The sequence below is a fragment of the Pigmentiphaga aceris genome (assembly GCF_008119665.1).
GTDB lineage: Bacteria > Pseudomonadota > Gammaproteobacteria > Burkholderiales > Burkholderiaceae_B > Pigmentiphaga > Pigmentiphaga aceris.
On sequence record NZ_CP043046.1, the window covers coordinates 5,451,920 to 5,470,831 of the forward strand.

16 protein-coding genes are annotated in these 18,912 nt (G+C 63.0%); 6 read left to right on the forward strand and 10 right to left on the reverse strand.

The genetic code is table 11. The annotated features are described in order from the left end of the window. Positions 1-77: 77 nt before the first annotated feature. The gene (locus FXN63_RS23440) at positions 78-971 is read right to left on the reverse strand and encodes an amino acid ABC transporter substrate-binding protein (RefSeq protein WP_148819754.1); all 894 of its coding nucleotides are present in this window, start codon (positions 969-971) and stop codon (positions 78-80) included. Between the two features lie 254 nt (positions 972-1,225). After that, positions 1,226-2,149, reverse strand: coding sequence for a LysR substrate-binding domain-containing protein (locus FXN63_RS23445; protein ID WP_148817931.1), 924 nt, complete (start codon positions 2,147-2,149; stop codon positions 1,226-1,228). 351 nt (positions 2,150-2,500) lie between these two features. Between FXN63_RS23445 and FXN63_RS23450 the strand changes: the two genes are divergently transcribed. Next, complete coding sequence (locus FXN63_RS23450) at positions 2,501-2,920, forward strand: acyl-CoA thioesterase (protein ID WP_148817932.1); 420 nt, start codon at positions 2,501-2,503, stop codon at positions 2,918-2,920. Positions 2,921-2,969: 49 nt separating this feature from the next. After that, entirely contained in the window at positions 2,970-3,350 is a 381-nt protein-coding gene (locus FXN63_RS23455) for a hypothetical protein (protein ID WP_148817933.1), read from the forward strand. A 142-nt stretch (positions 3,351-3,492) separates the two neighbouring features. On the opposite strand, the gene FXN63_RS23460 is transcribed toward FXN63_RS23455, so the two are convergent. The 8 genes from FXN63_RS23460 to FXN63_RS23495 all read right to left on the reverse strand — a co-directional run bounded on the left by FXN63_RS23460 (position 3,493) and on the right by FXN63_RS23495 (position 14,344). Continuing rightward, positions 3,493-4,386, reverse strand: coding sequence for a methylglyoxal synthase (locus tag FXN63_RS23460; protein ID WP_148817934.1), 894 nt, complete (start codon positions 4,384-4,386; stop codon positions 3,493-3,495). A 96-nt stretch (positions 4,387-4,482) separates the two neighbouring features. Continuing rightward, positions 4,483-5,418, reverse strand: coding sequence for a sugar kinase (locus FXN63_RS23465; protein WP_148817935.1), 936 nt, complete (start codon positions 5,416-5,418; stop codon positions 4,483-4,485). A 283-nt stretch (positions 5,419-5,701) separates the two neighbouring features. Next, positions 5,702-7,033: an MFS transporter gene (locus tag FXN63_RS23470; protein ID WP_425468749.1), complete on the reverse strand. Its 1,332-nt coding sequence runs from the start codon at positions 7,031-7,033 to the stop codon at positions 5,702-5,704. 121 nt (positions 7,034-7,154) lie between these two features. Further along, positions 7,155-8,354, reverse strand: a complete 1,200-nt coding sequence (locus tag FXN63_RS23475) for an acetyl-CoA C-acyltransferase (RefSeq protein ID WP_148817936.1) — start codon at positions 8,352-8,354, stop codon at positions 7,155-7,157. A gap of 19 nt (positions 8,355-8,373) precedes the next feature. Continuing rightward, complete coding sequence (locus tag FXN63_RS23480; RefSeq protein WP_148817937.1) at positions 8,374-10,782, reverse strand: 3-hydroxyacyl-CoA dehydrogenase/enoyl-CoA hydratase family protein; 2,409 nt, start codon at positions 10,780-10,782, stop codon at positions 8,374-8,376. 76 nt (positions 10,783-10,858) lie between these two features. Next, positions 10,859-12,649: an acyl-CoA dehydrogenase C-terminal domain-containing protein gene (locus FXN63_RS23485; protein WP_148817938.1), complete on the reverse strand. Its 1,791-nt coding sequence runs from the start codon at positions 12,647-12,649 to the stop codon at positions 10,859-10,861. An 89-nt stretch (positions 12,650-12,738) separates the two neighbouring features. Continuing rightward, the gene (locus FXN63_RS23490) at positions 12,739-13,305 is read right to left on the reverse strand and encodes a TetR/AcrR family transcriptional regulator (protein WP_246165275.1); all 567 of its coding nucleotides are present in this window, start codon (positions 13,303-13,305) and stop codon (positions 12,739-12,741) included. A gap of 340 nt (positions 13,306-13,645) precedes the next feature. Beyond that, on the reverse strand, positions 13,646-14,344 hold the full coding sequence (locus FXN63_RS23495) for a helix-turn-helix domain-containing protein (RefSeq protein WP_148817940.1): 699 nt from the start codon (positions 14,342-14,344) through the stop codon (positions 13,646-13,648). A gap of 161 nt (positions 14,345-14,505) precedes the next feature. On the opposite strand from FXN63_RS23495, the gene FXN63_RS23500 reads away from it, so the two are divergent. From FXN63_RS23500 to FXN63_RS23515, 4 genes are all read left to right on the forward strand, one after another. Continuing rightward, positions 14,506-15,585 carry an ABC transporter ATP-binding protein gene (locus tag FXN63_RS23500; RefSeq protein WP_148817941.1) on the forward strand — a complete coding sequence of 360 codons (1,080 nt, stop codon included), beginning with the start codon at positions 14,506-14,508 and terminating at the stop codon, positions 15,583-15,585. A 62-nt stretch (positions 15,586-15,647) separates the two neighbouring features. Beyond that, positions 15,648-16,355, forward strand: coding sequence for an HAD-IA family hydrolase (locus tag FXN63_RS23505; RefSeq protein ID WP_148817942.1), 708 nt, complete (start codon positions 15,648-15,650; stop codon positions 16,353-16,355). A 48-nt stretch (positions 16,356-16,403) separates the two neighbouring features. Beyond that, complete coding sequence (locus tag FXN63_RS23510; protein ID WP_148817943.1) at positions 16,404-17,702, forward strand: NAD(P)/FAD-dependent oxidoreductase; 1,299 nt, start codon at positions 16,404-16,406, stop codon at positions 17,700-17,702. A 54-nt stretch (positions 17,703-17,756) separates the two neighbouring features. After that, positions 17,757-18,803, forward strand: coding sequence for an ABC transporter substrate-binding protein (locus tag FXN63_RS23515; RefSeq protein WP_148817944.1), 1,047 nt, complete (start codon positions 17,757-17,759; stop codon positions 18,801-18,803). Positions 18,804-18,912 lie beyond the last annotated feature (109 nt).

Sequence of the window (18,912 nt, forward strand, 5' to 3'; positions counted from 1 at the left end):
AATCAGAGGACCCGGAGGTCCTCTGATGAGAGGCTAGTGGCCGTGCCTAGAGGCAACCGGCCCTTGCCTGATTGCGCTTACTGGTAGTCCTTGCCATCGCCCGAATCGGTCGGGTTGGCCAGCGCCTTCTTCAGCGGATCACCAACCGGCACGTTCAGGTTGATGTTGCGCGGCGGAATGGTGCTTTGGAACCACTTGGCGTACAGCTTTTCAACTTGGCCGGACTTGATCATGGCGACCACAGCAGCGTCGGTGACCTTCTTGAACTCGGCGTCGCCCTTGGGTTGCATGATGGCGTACGGTTCGACCGTGTAAGCCTTCGAACCCACGACCCAGTCAGCCGGTGCCTTGGAATTGGCAACCAGGCCGTACAGCAAGATGTCGTCCATGAAGAAGGCAGAGGCGCGGCCGCTGTCAACCATCAGGAAGGCTTCTGCGTGATCCTTGGCGGGGATGATGCTCATGCCAAGGTTTTCCTTGGCATTGATTTCGGTCAGCCACTTGATGTTGGTGGTGCCGGCGGTCGACACGACGGTCTTGCCCTTGAAGTCAGGCAGATCGCTGAAGTTGCCAGCTTTCTTGGCGACAAAGCGGGTTGCCGTGACGAAGGTCGTCGGGGCGAACGAGACTTGTTGCTGACGTTCGAGGTTGTTGGTCGTCGAACCGCATTCCAGGTCAACGGTACCGTTGGCGATCAGCGGAATACGCGTAGCCGAGGTGACTGCGTTGTGCTTGACTTCAAGCTTGGGCAGCTTCAGCTCGGCCTTCACTGCATCGGCGATGCCGTGGCAGATATCGATCGAATAACCGATGACCTTCTGGCTGTCGTCCAGATAGGAGAAGGGAATGGATGCGTCACGAACACCCAGCGTGATTACGCCGGTGTCTTTGATTTTCTTGAGGCGTCCGGTGAGTTCTTGAGCGGACACAGCACCCGATGCGGATACCAATGCAACCGCGGCTGCAACCATGACGACGACGTTCTTTTTCACAAATGTCTCCTAGCTATCCCTCTCGGGGGTAAGGGAAGTGTAGCAAAGGGATCAGAGCGCCAAACAGGAAAAATTGAGACCCATCGCGTCTCTGATCCCGCTCGGCACACGCACCCCGAGTGCTCCCCCATCAAGACGGTGCAACCCGCACAACCAAGGCCAATTACACGTCTATTTAGATACAACCCGCCTATTTAGATACAACTTGCTGACACAGGCCTTACAAGGGCCTTTCAAGCGAGCATTGCACTGGCATCTTCCAGGTATTGCCAGAGCGCATCGACCACCGGTTTGGCCGGTGTATCGGCCGCAGATCGGGCGCGATAGACGCGGATATCCATGGTTTCCGTGTACGAACTACCGGCGCAGACCAGCTGACCCGCTTCGACTTCGCGTCGCACCGCGCTTTCGGGCAGGAAGGCCACGCCATGCCCCGCAAGCGCCATCGCCTTCAAGCCTTCGGCCATGTCTGCTTCGAACCGCTGCACCAGGGCGGGACGCAATTGTGCCGACTGCAGAATCAGGTTCGCGATGCGTCCCAGGTAGGCATTGGGGGTGTAAGCCAGAAACGGCGTGGTCTGTGCCGGGTCGCCAGGCAAACCGAATTCCGGAGCACCTTGCGCATCGGGTCGGCAATACGGGTACATGGACTCCGTTCCCAGTCGCAGCATGTCGTAGTAGCGACTGTCGAGTTTTACAGGGTGACGGGGATGGTGATAGACCAGCGTCAGGTCGCAACCGCCCTGCACCAATTGCAGCACGGCATCGTGCACATTCACCGCCATCAGTCTTGTCGACAGCGGGCCCAGATCACGTTCCACCGCGCTGAGCCAGGCAGGGAAAAAGGTCAGCGACAAGGTATGCGGCATCGCAAGATCGATGACATCACGCGCGTCAGGACGCTGACCACGCAGCATGGCACGAGTTTCATCCAGCCGCGCCAGCATGTCGATGGCCTGCGGACGGAAGGTTTCCCCTGCTGCAGTGAGCCGCGTCGGATACACCGCGCGGTCGATCAGATCGGTGCCCAGCCAGGCTTCCAGCGCCTGGATACGACGCGAAAACGCCGGCTGCGTGATGTGGCGCAACTCTGCTGCCCGCGAAAAGGAACGCGTCTCGGCCAGCGCGACGAAATCCTCCAGCCACTTCGCATCCATGATCTGGCGTCCTTCGGTAATGTGACAAGCGGCGGATTGTAGTGCGCATGCCGTGCCTGATCGGAACAGGAATAAACGCGACGCCAAGCCGCCCGGCCCGGCATAATGCAAGCCATGCGCGGGTTTGATCGATCCCGCACGGGCGGTGGTCTGGCAGTTGACCTTCGGGGACGCTGGAATTCCGCCCGGACGGTTTTTGATTTGCCGGTTTTGATCTACCGGTGTTTGACTTCCCAGCTCATTGACTTCCCACCTCAACTTGCTGACTGTCGCCCTGTCCGTTCTTGCCCTGCCCGTGCCCCACCCGCTTTTGGCTTCACCGTTCCTGTCTTCTCAGTGTCCACCGCCTTTATGTCCAACCCGACTCCTGCCACCGCCCCCGATCGTCTGACGCTGCCCGACGGCCGCATGCCCGTACTGCGTGTCATGCCCATGCCTGCCGATGCCAACGTCTATGGCGATGTGTTCGGCGGCTGGATCATGGCCCAGGTCGACATTGCCGGCGCATTGCCCGCCATCCAGCGCGCCAATGGCCGGGTGGCAACCATCGCGGTGAATTCCTTTGTGTTCAAGCAACCGGTGTTCGTCGGTGACTTGCTGAGCTTCTATGCCGACGTGGTGGCCACCGGCAACACCTCGATCACGGTGTCGGTCGAAGTCTATGCACAGCGCAACCGGATGAATGCAGATGTGGTGAAAGTGACCGAGGCCACCGTGGTCTACGTGGCGACCGACGAATTCCGTCAACGCCGTCAGTTGCCGCCGCTGTAAGCAACGCGACGCCAGGCGCTGACCCCGTCAGCGCTTACTAGGAGAAATCATGGCAAGCATTTCGAATATCGGCACGACAGCCAGCCCCGGTGCCACCGGCACCAGCTCGATCGACAACCAGATCGCCGTCATGAATCGTCGCCTGGAACGTGTGCGCGAAATGATGGCGAGCCTGGAAAGCTCGGACATGGCGGCGGAAGTCAAAGCCGAGCGCATGGCGTCGTATCAGACGCAGGTCGTCACCTTGACCGATCAGGCTCAGGCCTTGGAACAAAAGCGGATCAGGGACCAACAGGCCAGTTCCAGCGAAGCGGCTGAGAAGACCGCATCGCAGAAAGAAGCCTTGTCTACCCAGACCGAGGCGTTCAAGGCCGCGGGCGGCACGGCAAGCACCAGCAGTCCTGGCGAGATCATCGACGTCTACGCCTGAGGCGCAGGGCGCGGGGCTGCCAGCAATGATCTGACAGCAACATTTCGGCTGCGGTGTGCAGGCACTGCATGTCAGCCACAGTCAGCCGCAGTCAGCGGCGGGGCTTAGCGGCCAAGTTCCGCCCGCCGCCCACCGCTACCTCTCAGACCGTCTTTCCCGTGCGCAGCAGCGCAGCATCGGCCCAGCGACGCGCCATGCTCGGCGACGTGGCGCAGGTGGCGTATTCGGTCACGACACGCACTGCACGTTCCAGCAGCTGGATGTCCGCCTCGTGCTGACGCGCCACATGCGGGTCTTCGAAGAAGATCACGCGCTGGCAAGACCTATCCAGCACCAATTCGGCAATCTGCGCATCGCCGCCCATGGGGCCGCTCAAGTAAGGATCGACCCAGCGGCGGTCGGCCGGCCAGCCACGCGACCAAGCCAGTTCATTCAGTTTGCTGCCGGTGGTACCCGTACCCACACGACGCGCAAAGCGCGACAGCAGGTCGAAATACTTGTCGGCAAAGGCCAGCATTTCCGGCTTCAAGGAATCGTGCGCAATCATCGCCGCCGTCTGGCTTTCCAGGCGGAACATGCCATCGGCCACCGGTTCGGGGGCCAGGCCGGCGTGCATGCGTTCGACTTCGATCCAGTCAATGGCACCGGCCAGCGTGGACACAAAGGGTTTGTGATGGGTAATGCACTGGCGCTTCAAGGCCAGGGCTTCCGGGAAGGTTGACGAGGGGTCGACCGGATCGATCAGGTAGATCGCGCCATCGAGCGGTGCGCTGGTTTCCGTGCCACCCGCGACACGCGCCACCAGCTTCATCAGCCCGCCTTCGCGGCCATAGGGGTAACGCACCAGGCCGGCATACCCTTCCAGCATGTTCTCGCGCATGATCGCGTCATGCGTGCGACCGACGGTGTGCAGTTCGACACCCAATTGCCGAACCGACGAGCCGCAGGCACGCAGCCACTGGAACAGCGTGGCGTTGGGGTTGTCGTGGTGCAGGCGGTTGGCCGCCAGGCCGAAGCGCAACAAGGGAGTGGTCATCGGGATTCACTTTGCGCTAAACAGCGCGATAGACATGCCGGGCCACACGTCATCCCGGCAAACAGCGACAAGCTCAGACGAGCGCGCGAGAAGCCATCAGCCAGCGCGCGCAGCCAGCATCGCGCGAACCTGCTCGGGGCGCGGCAGCGGTTGCACGGCACCGTAGCCCTGCGTCGACAAGGCAGCGGCCGCGTTGGCGTAGTCGACCGCATCCAGAATGCTGTCGCCTGCAGCCAGACGAGCCAGCAGGCTGCCGGCGAAGCAGTCGCCTGCGCCGGTGGCATCCACGGCACGCACGGTGTGCGGCTTGACCAGGGTACGGTTGTGGCCGTCATCGACCAGTGCGCCTTCCTTGCCCATCTTCAGCACGACGATGCCGCGCGCGCCCGACTGGCGCGACCAGTCGAAGATGGCGTCGGGATCGGTCAGGCCGGTCATGGCTTCGATGTCGTCCAGGCCGGGCAGGAAGATGTCGGCCAAGGCGATGGCGGCACGCACGGTGGCGCGCGCGCGTTCCATCGGCCACAGTTTCAGGCGCAGGTTGGCGTCGAAGCACACCTGCACATTGGCAGCGCGGGCGCGCGCCATGGCGGCGAACACGGTGTCGCAGGCGGACGTGCTGATCGCCAGGCTGATGCCCGACACGTGCAGGAAACGCGAACGTTCGATCAGGCCGTGCTCAAGGTCCAGCGGCTGCATGCGCGCGGCAGCCGAGTCACGACGGGCGTAGCTGAACACGTGGCCGTTTTCGCCATGCTGCACGAAGTAGATGCCGTTGTTGGCCGGCGGGTCCACGACCACGCCACGCGTATCCACGCCTTCGGTGCGCCACAGGTCGAGCAACTGCTCGCCAAAGGTATCGACCTGCCCGATGCGGGTCAGGTAGGCCGTGCGCGCGCCCTGGCGGGCGGCGGCGATCACGGCATTCGAGGTATCGCCCCCGAAGCCTTGCAGATACTGGGGCTTGCCGGGTTCAGTCTGGTTGAACTCGATCAGGGCTTCGCCCAAGCCAATCACATCGAAATCTGTCATATGCGGTCCGCGCGCAGGCGGTCGGTGATGGATTAAGCAGCACGCCTCGCACCGATCGGAGCAAGACAGCTTGCTGCGCCACCCGCTAAGTCGGGGGCAGGAACTGCCGGGATTATGCAAGAGAAGCCACGACCGCCACAATCGCAGGGGCAATTGAGGTCCAGGATGAGGTCCTGAATGGTCCGGCGTAGCGCCGGGCAGCGTTGGATGCGGTCACGGAGATTGCCAGTGACCGCATCCCGGTTCATGTCCAGGCAGCGTGCCGGAACACGCTGCTGAACAATCAGGTGTTGCGCATCCGAACCCGCGTGGCCAGCAAGACCATCAACGCGCACAGCACCGCATTGCAGATCATCGCCGTCTGCATGCCGATCAGCACCGAGCTGCGTGCAATCACCACGCCTGCCAGCGCCACGCCCAGCGCACTGCCGAAGGCACGGGTCATCTGCACCAGTGCCGAGGCCATGCCCACGTCGCGCCGTTCACAGATCATCTGCATGAAGAGCGTCAGATTGGGCAACAGGAAGCCCAGGCCGGCACCGCACAGCAGGAACACCCCGGCAATCACCGCGCTGGAGGTCTGCTTGTCGAAGGTGATGATCGCCAGACAGCCAAGACCCAGCATGGCGGCACCCAGCGTCAACAGACGTTGCGGCTGGGTCATGCGCGGATACATCTGGCCGTTGATCAGGCTGCCGACCGGAATGCCAGCCACCAGCGGGATCATCAACGCCCCTGCGCGGCTGGGCGACACACCCAGTTCGGTCTGCAACAACAGCGGTGCGTAGTAGATCAGGATGAACATCACCGCACCGACCATCACCGCAATGCCGTTCAACAAGCGCGACTCGATCGGTGCCAGCACCCGCATCGGGAACATGGGCTGCGGGTGACGACGGGCATGCAACACCAGGCAGATCAATGACACCACCGCCAACGCGGCCAGGCCTAGTGCAGCGACCGGATGCGAGGGCTGTGCAAAGCCGACTTCGATGGTCAGCATCGGTGCGCCCACCGCCAGAATCAGCAAGATGCCGCCAACCCAGTCCACCCGAGTGCCCGCATTGCGCGGAGGACGAATGTTGGGGAAATAACGGAACAGCAGGAACAGGCCGAACACGGCGGTGATCGGCGTGACGGCAAAGGCCGCACGCCAGCCGAAGGCTTCCGTGACCGACCCGCCAAGCACCGGACCAACGCCGCTTGCCATCGCAAACGCGGTAGACAGCAAAGCCTGCCAGCGCACGCGTCTCAAGGGGTCGGGGAACAGGTCTGCCGGGGCCGCGAAGGCGGTGGCGATCATCATGCCGCCGCCCAGGCCTTGCAAGGTGCGGGCAGCGATCAGATGCTGCATGGTCTGCGACAGGCCACAGAGCACCGAGCCGATTGCCAGGATCGCAACCGAGGCAAGAATGAACGGCTTGCGCCCGTACAAGTCACCCAGACGCCCGAAGATCGGAATGGTGATGGCCGAGGCCAGCAGGTATCCCGAGCCGACCCAGGCATACAGGCTCATGCCGCCGAGTTCTTGTGCAACCCGGGGCAAGGTGGTGCCGACGATGGTGGAATCGAAGGCCACCAGGATGATGGTGACGGCCACCCCCGCCATGGCCAGCAGCAATTCTCGATGACTGGCGGGAGGGGTGGCCGACGAAGGTGGGCCGTTCGACTGCGGCCCGTCGGAAGCGGAACTATCGGAAGCTGGGCCGGCCGAAGACGGCCCGTTCGATGCAGAGTCAGACACGTTCGAAGATACCTGCGGCGCCCATTCCGGTTCCCACACACATGGTCAGCATGCCGTAGCGCAGATTGCGTCGTCGCAGTCCGTGCACGATGGTGGCGGCGCGAATCGCGCCTGTCGCGCCCAACGGATGGCCGAGCGCAATGGCACCGCCGAGCGGGTTGACGCGCGCTGGGTCCAGACCAAGGTCGCGGATCACCGCCAGACTCTGGGCGGCAAACGCTTCGTTCAGTTCGATCCAGTCGACATCCTGCTGCGTGATGCCTGCCAACTTCAGCGCCACCGGAATGGCTTCCTTCGGTCCGATGCCCATGATCTCGGGCGGCACGCCTCGCACAGCCGACGACACAAAGCGCGCCAGCGGGGTCAGATTGTATTCCTTTAGTATCCGCTCGGACACTAGAATGAGCGCCCCTGCCCCGTCGGAAGTTTGCGAACTATTGCCGGCAGTAACGCTGCCACCGGCGGCGAATACCGGACGCAGTTTCGCCAGCGCGTCCAGGCTGGTATCGATGCGCGGCCCTTCGTCCAGCGAGATGTTTCGCTCGCGGGTGCGGATCTCGCCGCTTTGCAGGTCGGCGCTACGCTCCACCACTTGCACCGGCACGATCTCGTCCGAGAACTCACCCGCTTGCTGTGCGGCGATCGCACGTTGATGCGATTGCAGCGCGAACGCGTCCTGGTCTTCGCGCGATACCTTCCACTGCGTGGCCACACGTTCGGCCGTCAGGCCCATGCCGTAGGCAATGCCGATGTTCTCGTCGCCCTGGAACACAGACGGATTGATCGACGGCGCATTGCCCATCATCGGCACCTGGCTCATCGACTCGGTGCCGCCAGCGATGATCACGTCGGCTTCGCCCACACGAATGCGGTCGGCAGCCATGGTGATGGCCGCCAGGCCCGAGGCGCAGAAGCGGTTGATGGTGGCACCGCCCACCGTCTTGGGCAGGCCAGCCAGCAGCACGCCGATGCGCGCCACGTTCAAGCCTTGCGGGCCTTCGGGAATGGCGCAACCGATGATGGCGTCTTCAATGCGCGCAGGGTCCAGCCCCGGCACTTGGGCCAGCGCAGCGTGAATGGCGCGCACCAGCAGGTCGTCGGGGCGAACGTGGCGGAACGCACCGCGCGGCGCACGGCCGATCGGCGTGCGCGAAGCGGCCACGATGTAGGCATCTTGCAGAACTCGGGTCATCGGAAATCTCCAGAATCGTTCAATTGCGCACCGGCTTGCCGTTTTGCACCATGCCCATGATTCGCTCCTGGGTCTTGGGGTGCGTGAGCAGGCCCGTGAAGGCACGGCGTTCCAGCGCCAGCATCCATGCCTCGTCAACCAGCGTGCCGGCATCGACGTCACCACCCGACATGACCGAGGCGATGGTGCGAGCCAGATGGAAGTCGTGCGGCGAGATGAAGCCGCCATCACGCATGTTCACCAGCTGTGCCTCGATGGTGGCCAAGCCGTCGCGGCCCACCACCGGGAAGCGCCCGCGCAGCGGCGGCCGCCATGCGGCGTCGCGCAGCGCGCGTGCCTCGCGTACAGCGGCAAACAGCAACTCGTGCGCGTTCATCACCACCGCGTCGACATCCAGCAGGTAGCCCATGCGTCGGGCTTCGATAGCAGAGCGCGACACCTGGGCAGTGGCCGCTTGCAGCACGTATTTTTTGAGGAAATGCAGCAACGGCGCATCGGGTGCGGAAGCTTGTTCCTCAGCCGCGCGACGGGCACCGTAGGTCAGGCCACCCGCGCCGGGCACCAGACCCACACCCACTTCCACCAGCCCCATGTAGCTTTCCAGATGGGCCACGCGGCGGGTGGTGTACAGCGCCAGTTCGCACCCACCCCCCAACGCCATGCCCGAGATCGCCGCGATGGTCGGCACCATCGCGTAGCGCAGTCGCAGCATCAGTTCCTGCAGGCGCTTTTCTTCGGGTTCGATGGCGGCCGCGCCGCCCGACATGAAGAGCGGCAACATGGCCTGCAAGTCGGCACCAGCCGAGAACGGTTCGTCGGGACTCCAGATCACCAGACCCCGATAGTCGCGTTCGGCCAGGTCAACGGCGTGCAGCAGGCCGGTGGTGACAGCCGGGCCGATTGCATGCATCTTGGTCTTGATGGTGGCGATCAGCACATCGTGCATGTTCTTCTTGTCCAGCGTCCACAGCCGCAGCGAGTCGTCTTCGAACACGGTCTTGCCGGCGGTCGTGGGGGATGCGGCTTCTTCACCGATCAGCGGCGCGCGGAACACCTGTCGTCCATACACCGGCAAGCTGGAACGCGCCTCGAATTTGCCGCTGGTGGGGTTCCACGACCCCATCGATGCATGCACACCTTCGCGGTCCGCAACCGGGCCTTGCAATACCCACGCGGGCAAGGGTTCGTTCGACAAGGCCACGCCTGCCGCGATGTCATCCTGAATCCAGCCCGCCACCTCGCGCCAGCCCGCGGCCTGCCACAGTTCGAACGGGCCGATCGTTTGCCCGAAGCCCCAGCGCATGGCGAAATCCACATCGCGTGCGGTGTCGGCAATGTCGGCCAGGTGCACCGCAATGTAGTGGAAGGTGTCACGCAGAATTGCCCACAGGAATGCGGCCTGCGGGTTGGTGGATTCACGCAGCAGTCGCAGGCGCTTGGCCGGGTCTTTTTTCTTCAGGATGGCGGCGACGTCATCGTCGGCCTTTCCCCCTGACGCCACGTATTCACCGCTGGCCGGGTCCAGACGCAGAATGTCGCGTCCCTGCTTGCGGTAGTAGCCCGCGCCGGTCTTCTGGCCCAGCTTGCCATCGGTAACCAGCTTGGCCAATGTGGCAGGCGTGTCGAACCAGGCTTTGAACGGGTCGTCCGGCAGCTTGTCGCGCATGGTGCCGATCACATGCGCCAGCGTGTCCAGCCCCACCACATCGGCAGTACGGAAGGTGCCCGACTTGGCGCGGCCAAGTTTGGCCCCGGTCAGGTCGTCCACCACATCTACGCTCAAACCGAACTTCTCGGCCTCGGCAATGGTGGCCAGAATGCTGAACACCCCTACCCGGTTGCCGATGAAATTCGGCGTGTCACGTGCGCGCACCACGCCCTTGCCCAGCACGCTGGTCAGGAAGCTTTCCAGCGGATCGAGAATGTCGGCACGCGTGGCTACCGTGGGGATCAATTCCACCAGGTGCATGTAGCGCGGCGGGTTGAAGAAGTGCACGCCGCAGAAGCGGCCGCGCAAGTCCTGGTCGAAGCCTTCGGACAGTTCCGTGATCGACAGGCCTGACGTGTTCGATGCAAAGATCGCGTGCGGCGCAATCGCCGGGGCCACTTTTGCGTACAGGCCGTGCTTCCAGTCCATGCGCTCGGCAATCGCTTCGATCACCAGATCGCACTCACCCAGCAAGGCCAGGTCGTCGTCATAGTTCGCAGGCGTGATGAAGTCGGCCAGGTCTGGGGCCGCGAGCGGCGCGGGATTGATTTTCTTCAGATTCTCGATGGCCTTGATCGCCACGCCGCTGCGCGGGCCGTCCTTGGCCGGCAGGTCGAACAAGACCACCGGCACCCGTGCGTTGACGCAGTGCGCGGCAATCTGCGCGCCCATCACGCCCGCACCCAGCACCGCGACCTTTCTTACGATGAATGTCGACATCTAGCTTCCTTGCAGTAATCGAAACGCGGCCGGAACCGCCTGTGAATTCGGATCGGGAATCAGCTCAGCAAGCAGTTCAGAACAGCGCTGCATCCATCGATGTCAACACATCGACACCGCTGCGTGCCGCAGTGATGTGGAACGCGGTTTCCGGCAGCAGGCGAGCAAAGTAGAAACGCGCCGTGGCCAGCTTGGCTTGGTAGAACGGATCATTGTCGGCAGCATGATCCAGCGCCACGCGCGCGGCCCGTGCCCAGAAGTACGCATACACCAGGTGGCCCAGCACCCGCAGGTAATCTACCGCCGCCGCGCCCACTTCGTCAGGATTGCCAAACGCCTTCATGCCGATTTCCATCGACAGCTTGGTCACCTTGTCGCCCAGATCGACCAGCGGCGAGATGAATTCCTTCATGGCCGGATCGGTGTCGTGTTCATCCACAAAAGCGGCCACCTGTTCACCGAAGCGACGCAGCACCGCGCCGTTGTCGCGCAGCACCTTGCGGCCCAGCAAGTCCAGCGCCTGAATGGCATTGGTGCCTTCGTAGATCATGTTGATGCGCGCATCGCGCACGTACTGCTCGACACCCGACTCGCGGATGTAGCCGTGCCCGCCATACACCTGCATGGCCAGCGAGGCGCTCTGGAAGCCGTTGTCGGTCATGAAGGCTTTGACGATGGGGGTCATCAGCGCCACCATCTCGCCCGATTCCTTGCGCACCACCGGGTCTGGATGCGTCAAGGACTTGTCCAGTTCCAGCGCCACCCAATACCCCATCATGCGACCGCCCTCGGCATAGGCCCGGGCCGTCAGCAGCATGCGGCGCACATCAGGGTGCACGATGATCGGATCGGCAGGTTTGTCGGCTGCCACGACACCTTTCAGCGACCGACCTTGCAGACGTTCGCGGGCGTATATGGCAGCGTTCTGATACGCCACCTCGTTCAGCCCCAAGCCCTGCATGCCCACCCCCAGGCGGGCACCGTTCATCATCACGAACATGGCGTTCAGGCCCTTGTTCGGTTCCGACACCAGGTAGCCCGTCGCGCCGTCCAGCGAGATCTGGCAGGTGCTGTTCGCATGGATGCCCATCTTGTGTTCGATGCCCGTGCACAGCACGCGGTTGCGCTCGCCGGTTTGTGCTTCCGAATCCAGCAGGAACTTGGGTACCAGGAACAGCGAAATGCCCTTGGTGCCGGCCGGCGCGCCAGGCAGTTTGGCCAACACCAGATGCACGATGTTGGTGGTCATGTCGTGCTCACCGGACGAGATGAAAATCTTGTTGCCGGTCAGACGATACGAGCCGTCTTCCTGCGGTTCGGCACGCGTGCGGATCAAGCCCAGGTCGGTGCCGCAATGAGCTTCGGTCAGGCACATGGTGCCCATCCACTCGCCCGACACCAGCTTGGGCAGATAGTCGTTCTTCTGCGCCGGTGTGCCGTGCGCGTGCAGGCATTCATACGCACCGGTCGTCAGCCCCGGATACATGGCCCAGGCCTGATTGGTCGAATACAGCATTTCGTACAGCGCGTTCTGCACCAGCAAGGGCAAGCCCTGCCCCCCGAATTCCGGGTCGGCCCCCAGCGCAGGCCACCCCCCTGCGCAATATTCTTCCCAGGCCGTGCGGAACCCCTTTGGCGTGCGAACCGTGTTGGTTGCCGCATCGAAATGGCACCCTTGTTCATCGCCGCTGCGGTTCAGCGGAAACAGCACCTCACCGCAGAATTTGCCTGCCGCGTCGACCACTTGGTTGAGGGTGTCGGCATCCAGTCCGGCGTACTTGGGAATGTCTGCGTACACGGCACCGACATTGAGCACTTCGTGCATCACAAACATCTGGTCGCGCAGGGGTGCTTGGTAATGGGGCACGGTTTTCCTCCTGGAAAAAGCGATGAGGGGACGGGATGACCATGAACGTGGGCATATCAGAACAGCGGTTCGTGACACGGCCCATGCGGCTACCCTCGGGAGCTGCGGTAACTGTCGACCAGGCGCGCAAAGCCCGCGTGGGCGCGCCCGGTACAGCCGTCGAGTTTCAGGAAACGGGCGTCGTGGTGCAAAGACAGCACCAGTCCGCAGACTTCAAACACCAGTTGGGTCGGATCGGTATCGGCAGCCAGGTGGCCGCATTCAACCGCTTGCTGGCTGGCGCGCAGCAAGGCACCGCGCCAGATGCCAACGAGTTCGATCAGTGCGGCACGCACGGGGCCGGGCCGGTCGTCGTATTCGACGGCACCGCCGATGTAGATGCAGCCTTGCGAGATTTCCAGCGTGACGCGATGCACCCAGTTGGCGAACAACGCCTCCAGGCGCGGCAGCCCGCGCGGCTGTTGCATGGCGGGCAGAAAGACATCGGCCACAAATCGCTGGTGGTAGGCCTGCACCACGGCAATCTGCAAATCTTCGCGTGAACCGAAGTGCGCAAAGACACCGCTCTTGCTCATGTGCATGCGTTCGGCCAGCAGGCCGATCGTCAGCCCTTCGATGCCTTCGGTGGCAGACCACGCCAGTGCCGCGTCAAGAATGGCCGCGCGCGTGAGTTCGCCCTTGGTGCGGGGCGTGTCAGCAGGAACCCCGGAAGCAACCCCGTGGACAAGCGCGGAGGAGGCACGCGCAGACGCGCCTTGCGGCAAGTCGGACGCCGACTTGGAAACAGGCTCGGGAAAAGACTCAGGCACAGGCCCAGGAAATGACCCTGGACCATTCAAGGCGGGCGACATGCGACATCCTTCGGCGATCCATCCGGTACGACCAAAAAAGAACGGTCGTACTAATTCAGGACAGCGTAGCCCGAAGCGGGCCAAAAGCGAAGTCGGGTAGTCACCCGTTACCTGCTCGACCGCATGCGTCATGCCAGCCGGGCAATCACCCCTGGGCGGACGCGTTGATCCAGATGATGCGGGCCAGAACCGTGGACGGGTTGCTGAACATGTGCGGCAAAACAGAGGGGAAGCGGAACGCGTCGCCTTGTTCCAGCACATGCACTTCGTCGCCCAGCATCAGCTGCAGCTGGCCTTCCAGCACGTAGCCGGCTTTCTCGCCGTAGTGGCGGTGGAAATGATCGCCTGAACTGCCACCCGGGGCGAGTTCGAGTTCGTACATCTCGATCACCGCCGGACCGTCGGGCGAGATCAGGTGCTTGACCACGCCCGAGGGCGACAGGCGCAGCAGCCGCCGTTCGCTTGCACGCACCACAAAGGACGGCGGACGCACTTCCTTCGGTTCTTCGAAGAAGTGCGAGATCGGCACGTCGAGCGCCACGCTCAACAGCCGCAGCGAACGCAGCGACGGTGTCGACAGACCACGTTCGATCTGACTGATCATGCCGGTCGACAAGCCAGTGCGTTCGGCCAGTTCCTTCAAGCCCAAGCCAGCCGCCTTGCGCAAGGCCCGCGCGCTCTCGCCGATGCGCTGGTCGATGCCGTCATTGCCATCGTCCGCGGCAGGTTCGGGCTCAACGACCAGTAGCGGCTTGGCAGGCTTGTCGGGCTTGGCGGCTTTGAGACTGGGAGTGGACTTCGTCTCGGACAGAGCCGCCCGTGCTGTCGATTTGGTGTTGGACATGATCGGAAAAAAGAGGATGGCCAGATGTCGACTTTACGTTGACAAAGAATTCACTGTGATTAAAACTGAAAAAACAAATTGTACCTGTGTTGAAAAAACCAGGATCGCATTTCCCGCGAATCGGAAGAGACATTGGCCGCCAAGGCCACTAGGGAATGGACATGAGCAGCAGGCGTGTTGAAGGCGTGTCCATCAGGAACGCCAGCAAGCAGTACGAGACTTTTTGCGCGCTCGACCGCGTGAGCCTCGATGTGGCTCCCGGCGAGTTCGTGTCCATCCTGGGCCCCTCCGGCTCGGGCAAGACCACCTTGCTGGGCATCCTCGGCGGCTTCGTGCAGCCCACCGGCGGTTCAGTGTTTCTGGGCGACCAGGACATCACCTTTGCCCCGCCGCACACCCGCGAAATCGGCATCGTGTTTCAGAACTATGCCTTGTTCCCGCACATGACGGTAGGCGAAAACGTCGCCTTCCCCCTGCGTGCACGGCGTGAACCGAAAGCCAGCTGGGCGGCCAAGGTGCGCAGCGCATTGGCCACTGTCGCGCTGGACGGCTATGAAGACCGCCGCATTTCGCAGCTGTCTGGCGGACAACGCCAGCGCGTGGCGCTGGCACGGGCCATCGTATTCGAACCGCGTCTGATTCTGATGGACGAACCGCTGTCCGCCCTGGACAAGCAACTGCGCGAGACCATGCAGCTGGAATTGCGCCAACTGCATCGCAAGCTTGGCGCAACCGTGATCTACGTGACGCACGATCAGCGTGAAGCGCTGACGATGAGCGACCGGGTTGCCATCCTGAACCGGGGCAAGCTGGTTCAGATCGATACCCCCGAGCGCCTGCACAACCACCCGCGCGATACCTTTGTCGCCAGCTTCATCGGCGAAGCCACGCTGGTGCCAGTGACCCGTCACGGTGCGAACACCGTGCAGCTGGGCGACACCGTGCTGGCCTCGGCGCACCCGCTGCCCGACACCGACGAATTGTTCCTGGCCGTACAGGCCGAAAAGCTGTTGATCGACGAAGGCCAGGCCGATGCGAACCACTTGCGCGGTCGGGTGACCGAAGTGCTGTTCCAGGGTGAAAGCGTGCGGGTCTTCGTTGAAGTTGCACCGGGTGTGGTGCTGAATCTGCGCCAGCCTTCTCACCATGCAGGCCGTCAGCGCATTGCGGCCATCGGCGACACCATGCCGCTGTCCCTGCACCCCCAAGACACCATCGTCGTTCCCCGCGCGCCGGCCTGAATTCCGGGCACGCGCACTGTCCCGCACGGTCCTCTTCCTACCCCAGACACAGAGACACACACATGCCTGCCCCGCTCAATCAATACAAGGTTCTTACCTTCGACGTTGTCGGCACCTTGATCGACTTCGAAAGCGGCGTGCTCGCCGCCGTGCGCCAGCTTGGTGGTGCCAAGGCCGCCGCACTCAGCGACGACGACATCTTCGGCCCCTACATTCGCGGACGCGATGCGCACTACGGCCGATCCAGCTTTGCAATGAAGGACGTCTACCTGTCGCTGGCCAAGGAACTGGGCCTGCCCGATGACTCGGCCACGGCCGATGCCTTCCAGCTGTCCGTGCTGCGCTGGCCCGCGTTTGCCGATTCGGTCGAAGCCTTGCAGCGCCTGCGTCGCCGCTTCCGCCTGGTGGCCATGACGAACGCCGACCGCACCGCCTTCAGCGCGTATTCGGCCACGCTGGGCAATCCCTTCCACGACAGCGTGACCTGCGACGAAACCGGCGTGGCCAAGCCTGACCCGCGCTTCTTCGCGTTCAACAAGGGACGTCAGTCTGCCTTCGGTTTCCAGCAGCATGAAATCCTGCACGTGGCGCAAAGCCAATATCACGACATCGGTGTGGCACGTGAGCAGGGCTATCAGGTGTGCTGGATCGAACGCCGTCAGGGCCAGAAGGGCTTCGGTGCGACGCCCGATCCCAAGGAAGTGACCACGCCGGATTACCACTACGCCACGCTGGCGCAGTTGGCCGACGCCGCCGACGCAGCGTTCTGATCCGCGCACCGCGCCCGTCACTGTCACCCCCACTCGCCCACCGCCGCCATGACTGCGCCGCTCCCTGAAATCTCGTCACTGTGGATGGACACGGCCGCCCGTGCGCCGCGCTTTCCAGCACAGGCCGGGACAACCCAGTGTGACGTCGCCATCATCGGCGGGGGCTATACGGGGTTGTCTACCGCGCATCACTTGACACAGGCAGGCCTGGCCCCGGTGGTGCTGGAAGCCAGCCGCATCGGTTGGGGTGCAAGCGGGCGCAATGGCGGTGTGGTGTCTGCAAAGTTCCGCATCTCGTCGGCCGACATCGCTGGCACCTACGATCTGGCCATGGCACGACGCATGGCGCAGATCGCCAACGAGTCGGTCGAACTGATCGGGGAACTGGTCGACACCTGCAATATTCCCGACGCAGGTTTCATGATGTCGGGAAACCTGAAGTGCGCGCACAACGCGGTGTCGATGGACAAGCTGCGCGCCGAGCAGCAATGGCTTGCCACCAACATGGGCGACACCGGGTTGCGCATACAAAGTGCGGCTGAAGTCGCGGAAGAAACCGGGTCGCGCGATTTTGTCGGCGGCCTGCTCAACCCGCATGGCGGCTTGATTCACCCCTTGAATTTTGTACGTGGCCTGGCGGAATCCGTCAGCCGCGCAGGCGTGCCGGTGTTCGAACAAAGCCCGGTGCGAGCCATGCGCCGTGACGGTGAACGCATGCTGCTGGAAACGCCGTCGGGCACGGTCAGCGCCAAGCAGGTGGTGATTGCCACCAACGCGTATTCCGACCTGACACCGGCCACGGTGCAGGTGCAACGCACGCTGGTGCCGTTTCGCAGCGCACTGATCGCCACCGAACCGCTGACCACACCGGCCTTTGCCAAGCTGCTTGCCACCAATCGCAGCTATACCGAGACGCGTCGGATGATGCGCTGGTTCCGGCGTGCCGGTGACCGCATTCTGTTCGGCGGGCGTGGCGCTTTTGGCAAGGCCGATTCGGCCGCCGCGACAGACGCACTGCGACGCAAGATGGTCGCGATCTTCCCCGAACTGGCGTCGGTGCAGGTCACGCATCGCTGGTCGGGCCTGGTCGGCATGACGCTTGACAGCGTGCCGCATGTGGGCAGGCTCGACCCCTATGTGAGTTATGCCGTGGGCTACAACGGCGCGGGTGTCGCCATGTCCACCTTGATGGGGCGTTACCTGGCGCGCATCGTGCAAGGCGAGACGCCCGAACTTGGCCTGTTGTGGGCCCCGCATCTGAAGAAGCTTCCGTTCTACCCGGTACGCGAACCTGCGGTGCGCATGGTCGCGGGCTGGTACCAGTTCCTTGATGCCATTGGCCGCTGACGGCCAGGGCTACGTCCTGAAGCCCCCTCTTCGCTTGTCCCTTGGAGTCAGACGATGTTCACCTTGCACCGCACACTTGCCGCCCCTGCCCTGATCGCGGGCGCGCTGCTGAGCACCTCGGCCCTGGCCGCAGGTCAGATCACCTTCGTATCGCAAGGCGGTGCATGGCAGGAGGCGCAGACCGCCGTGATCCTGAACCCTGCCGCCAAGATGCTGGACATTCGCATCAATCAGGACAGCGTGCCGGACGCCTGGCCGATGATCAAGACGCAGGGCGAGACCGGCAAACCGATCTGGGACGTGGTGGACACGCCCACCGCAAACTGCCTGCGCGGCGGTCAGGCGGGGCTGATCGAGAAACTGGATTTCAGCAAGATCCCGAACGCGGCGGCCATGCCCGATGCGTACAAGACGCCGTACTCGGTGGCCTACGAGTTCTATTCCAGCGTGCTGGCCTTCAACACCAAGACCTACGCGGCAACGCAACCCAAAAGCTGGGCCGATTTCTGGGACGTGAAGAAATTCCCGGGCCGTCGTGCACTGCGCAACCATCCGCTGGCCACGCTTGAAGCCGCGCTGATGGCCGATGGTGTCGCGCCCGACAAGCTCTACCCGCTGGACGTTGATCGGGCCTTCAAGAAGCTGGAAGAGATCAAGCCGAACATCACAGTATGGTGGACGTCTGGTGGCCAGTCGGCACAGCTGTTGAACGACGGTGAAGTCGACATGATCATGGCCTGGAACGGCCGGGTCAGCGCGATCATGAAAGAAGGTGCCAAGGTGGGCTTCACCTACGACCAGGGCGTGCTGCAAAGCACTCACCTGTGCGTGCTGAAGAACGCGCCGAACCTGGACAACGCACACCGTTTCATCAACGCCGCGATCTCGCCTGAACTGCAGGCCGGTATCCCGTCGAAGATCGACTACGGCCCGGGCAACCCGGAAGCCTTCAAGACCGGCAAGATCCCCGAAGCCATGGTGGCCACGCTGCCCAGCGCGCCGGTCAATGCGTCCAAGCAGGCACTGATGGCCTACGACTGGTGGACCTCGCCTGCGGGTGAAGCAGCAGAGAAGCGCTGGTTGGGCTTCATGCAGAAGTGATGGTGAAAGTGATGTTGAAAGTGCCGTTGTAAGTGCTGCTGAAGTAGCGCCAAGTTGATGCTCACGATGATGTCGCCACGACATCATCGTGATGCATCGCCGGTGCACA

What these genes read in the sequence shown, in the direction of transcription:
- FXN63_RS23500 (WP_148817941.1), top strand. Translation starts at nt 14,506, where the DNA reads ATGAGCAGCAGGCGTGTTGAAGGCGTGTCCATCAGGAACGCCAGCAAG.
- FXN63_RS23460 (WP_148817934.1), bottom strand. Translation starts at nt 4,386, where the DNA reads ATGACCACTCCCTTGTTGCGCTTCGGCCTGGCGGCCAACCGCCTGCAC.
- FXN63_RS23480 (WP_148817937.1), bottom strand. Translation starts at nt 10,782, where the DNA reads ATGTCGACATTCATCGTAAGAAAGGTCGCGGTGCTGGGTGCGGGCGTG.
- FXN63_RS23445 (WP_148817931.1), bottom strand. Translation starts at nt 2,149, where the DNA reads ATGGATGCGAAGTGGCTGGAGGATTTCGTCGCGCTGGCCGAGACGCGT.
- FXN63_RS23475 (WP_148817936.1), bottom strand. Translation starts at nt 8,354, where the DNA reads ATGACCCGAGTTCTGCAAGATGCCTACATCGTGGCCGCTTCGCGCACG.
- FXN63_RS23505 (WP_148817942.1), top strand. Translation starts at nt 15,648, where the DNA reads ATGCCTGCCCCGCTCAATCAATACAAGGTTCTTACCTTCGACGTTGTC.
- FXN63_RS23510 (WP_148817943.1), top strand. Translation starts at nt 16,404, where the DNA reads ATGACTGCGCCGCTCCCTGAAATCTCGTCACTGTGGATGGACACGGCC.
- FXN63_RS23465 (WP_148817935.1), bottom strand. Translation starts at nt 5,418, where the DNA reads ATGACAGATTTCGATGTGATTGGCTTGGGCGAAGCCCTGATCGAGTTC.
- FXN63_RS23515 (WP_148817944.1), top strand. Translation starts at nt 17,757, where the DNA reads ATGTTCACCTTGCACCGCACACTTGCCGCCCCTGCCCTGATCGCGGGC.
- FXN63_RS23495 (WP_148817940.1), bottom strand. Translation starts at nt 14,344, where the DNA reads ATGTCCAACACCAAATCGACAGCACGGGCGGCTCTGTCCGAGACGAAG.
- FXN63_RS23440 (WP_148819754.1), bottom strand. Translation starts at nt 971, where the DNA reads ATGGTTGCAGCCGCGGTTGCATTGGTATCCGCATCGGGTGCTGTGTCC.
- FXN63_RS23450 (WP_148817932.1), top strand. Translation starts at nt 2,501, where the DNA reads ATGTCCAACCCGACTCCTGCCACCGCCCCCGATCGTCTGACGCTGCCC.
- FXN63_RS23455 (WP_148817933.1), top strand. Translation starts at nt 2,970, where the DNA reads ATGGCAAGCATTTCGAATATCGGCACGACAGCCAGCCCCGGTGCCACC.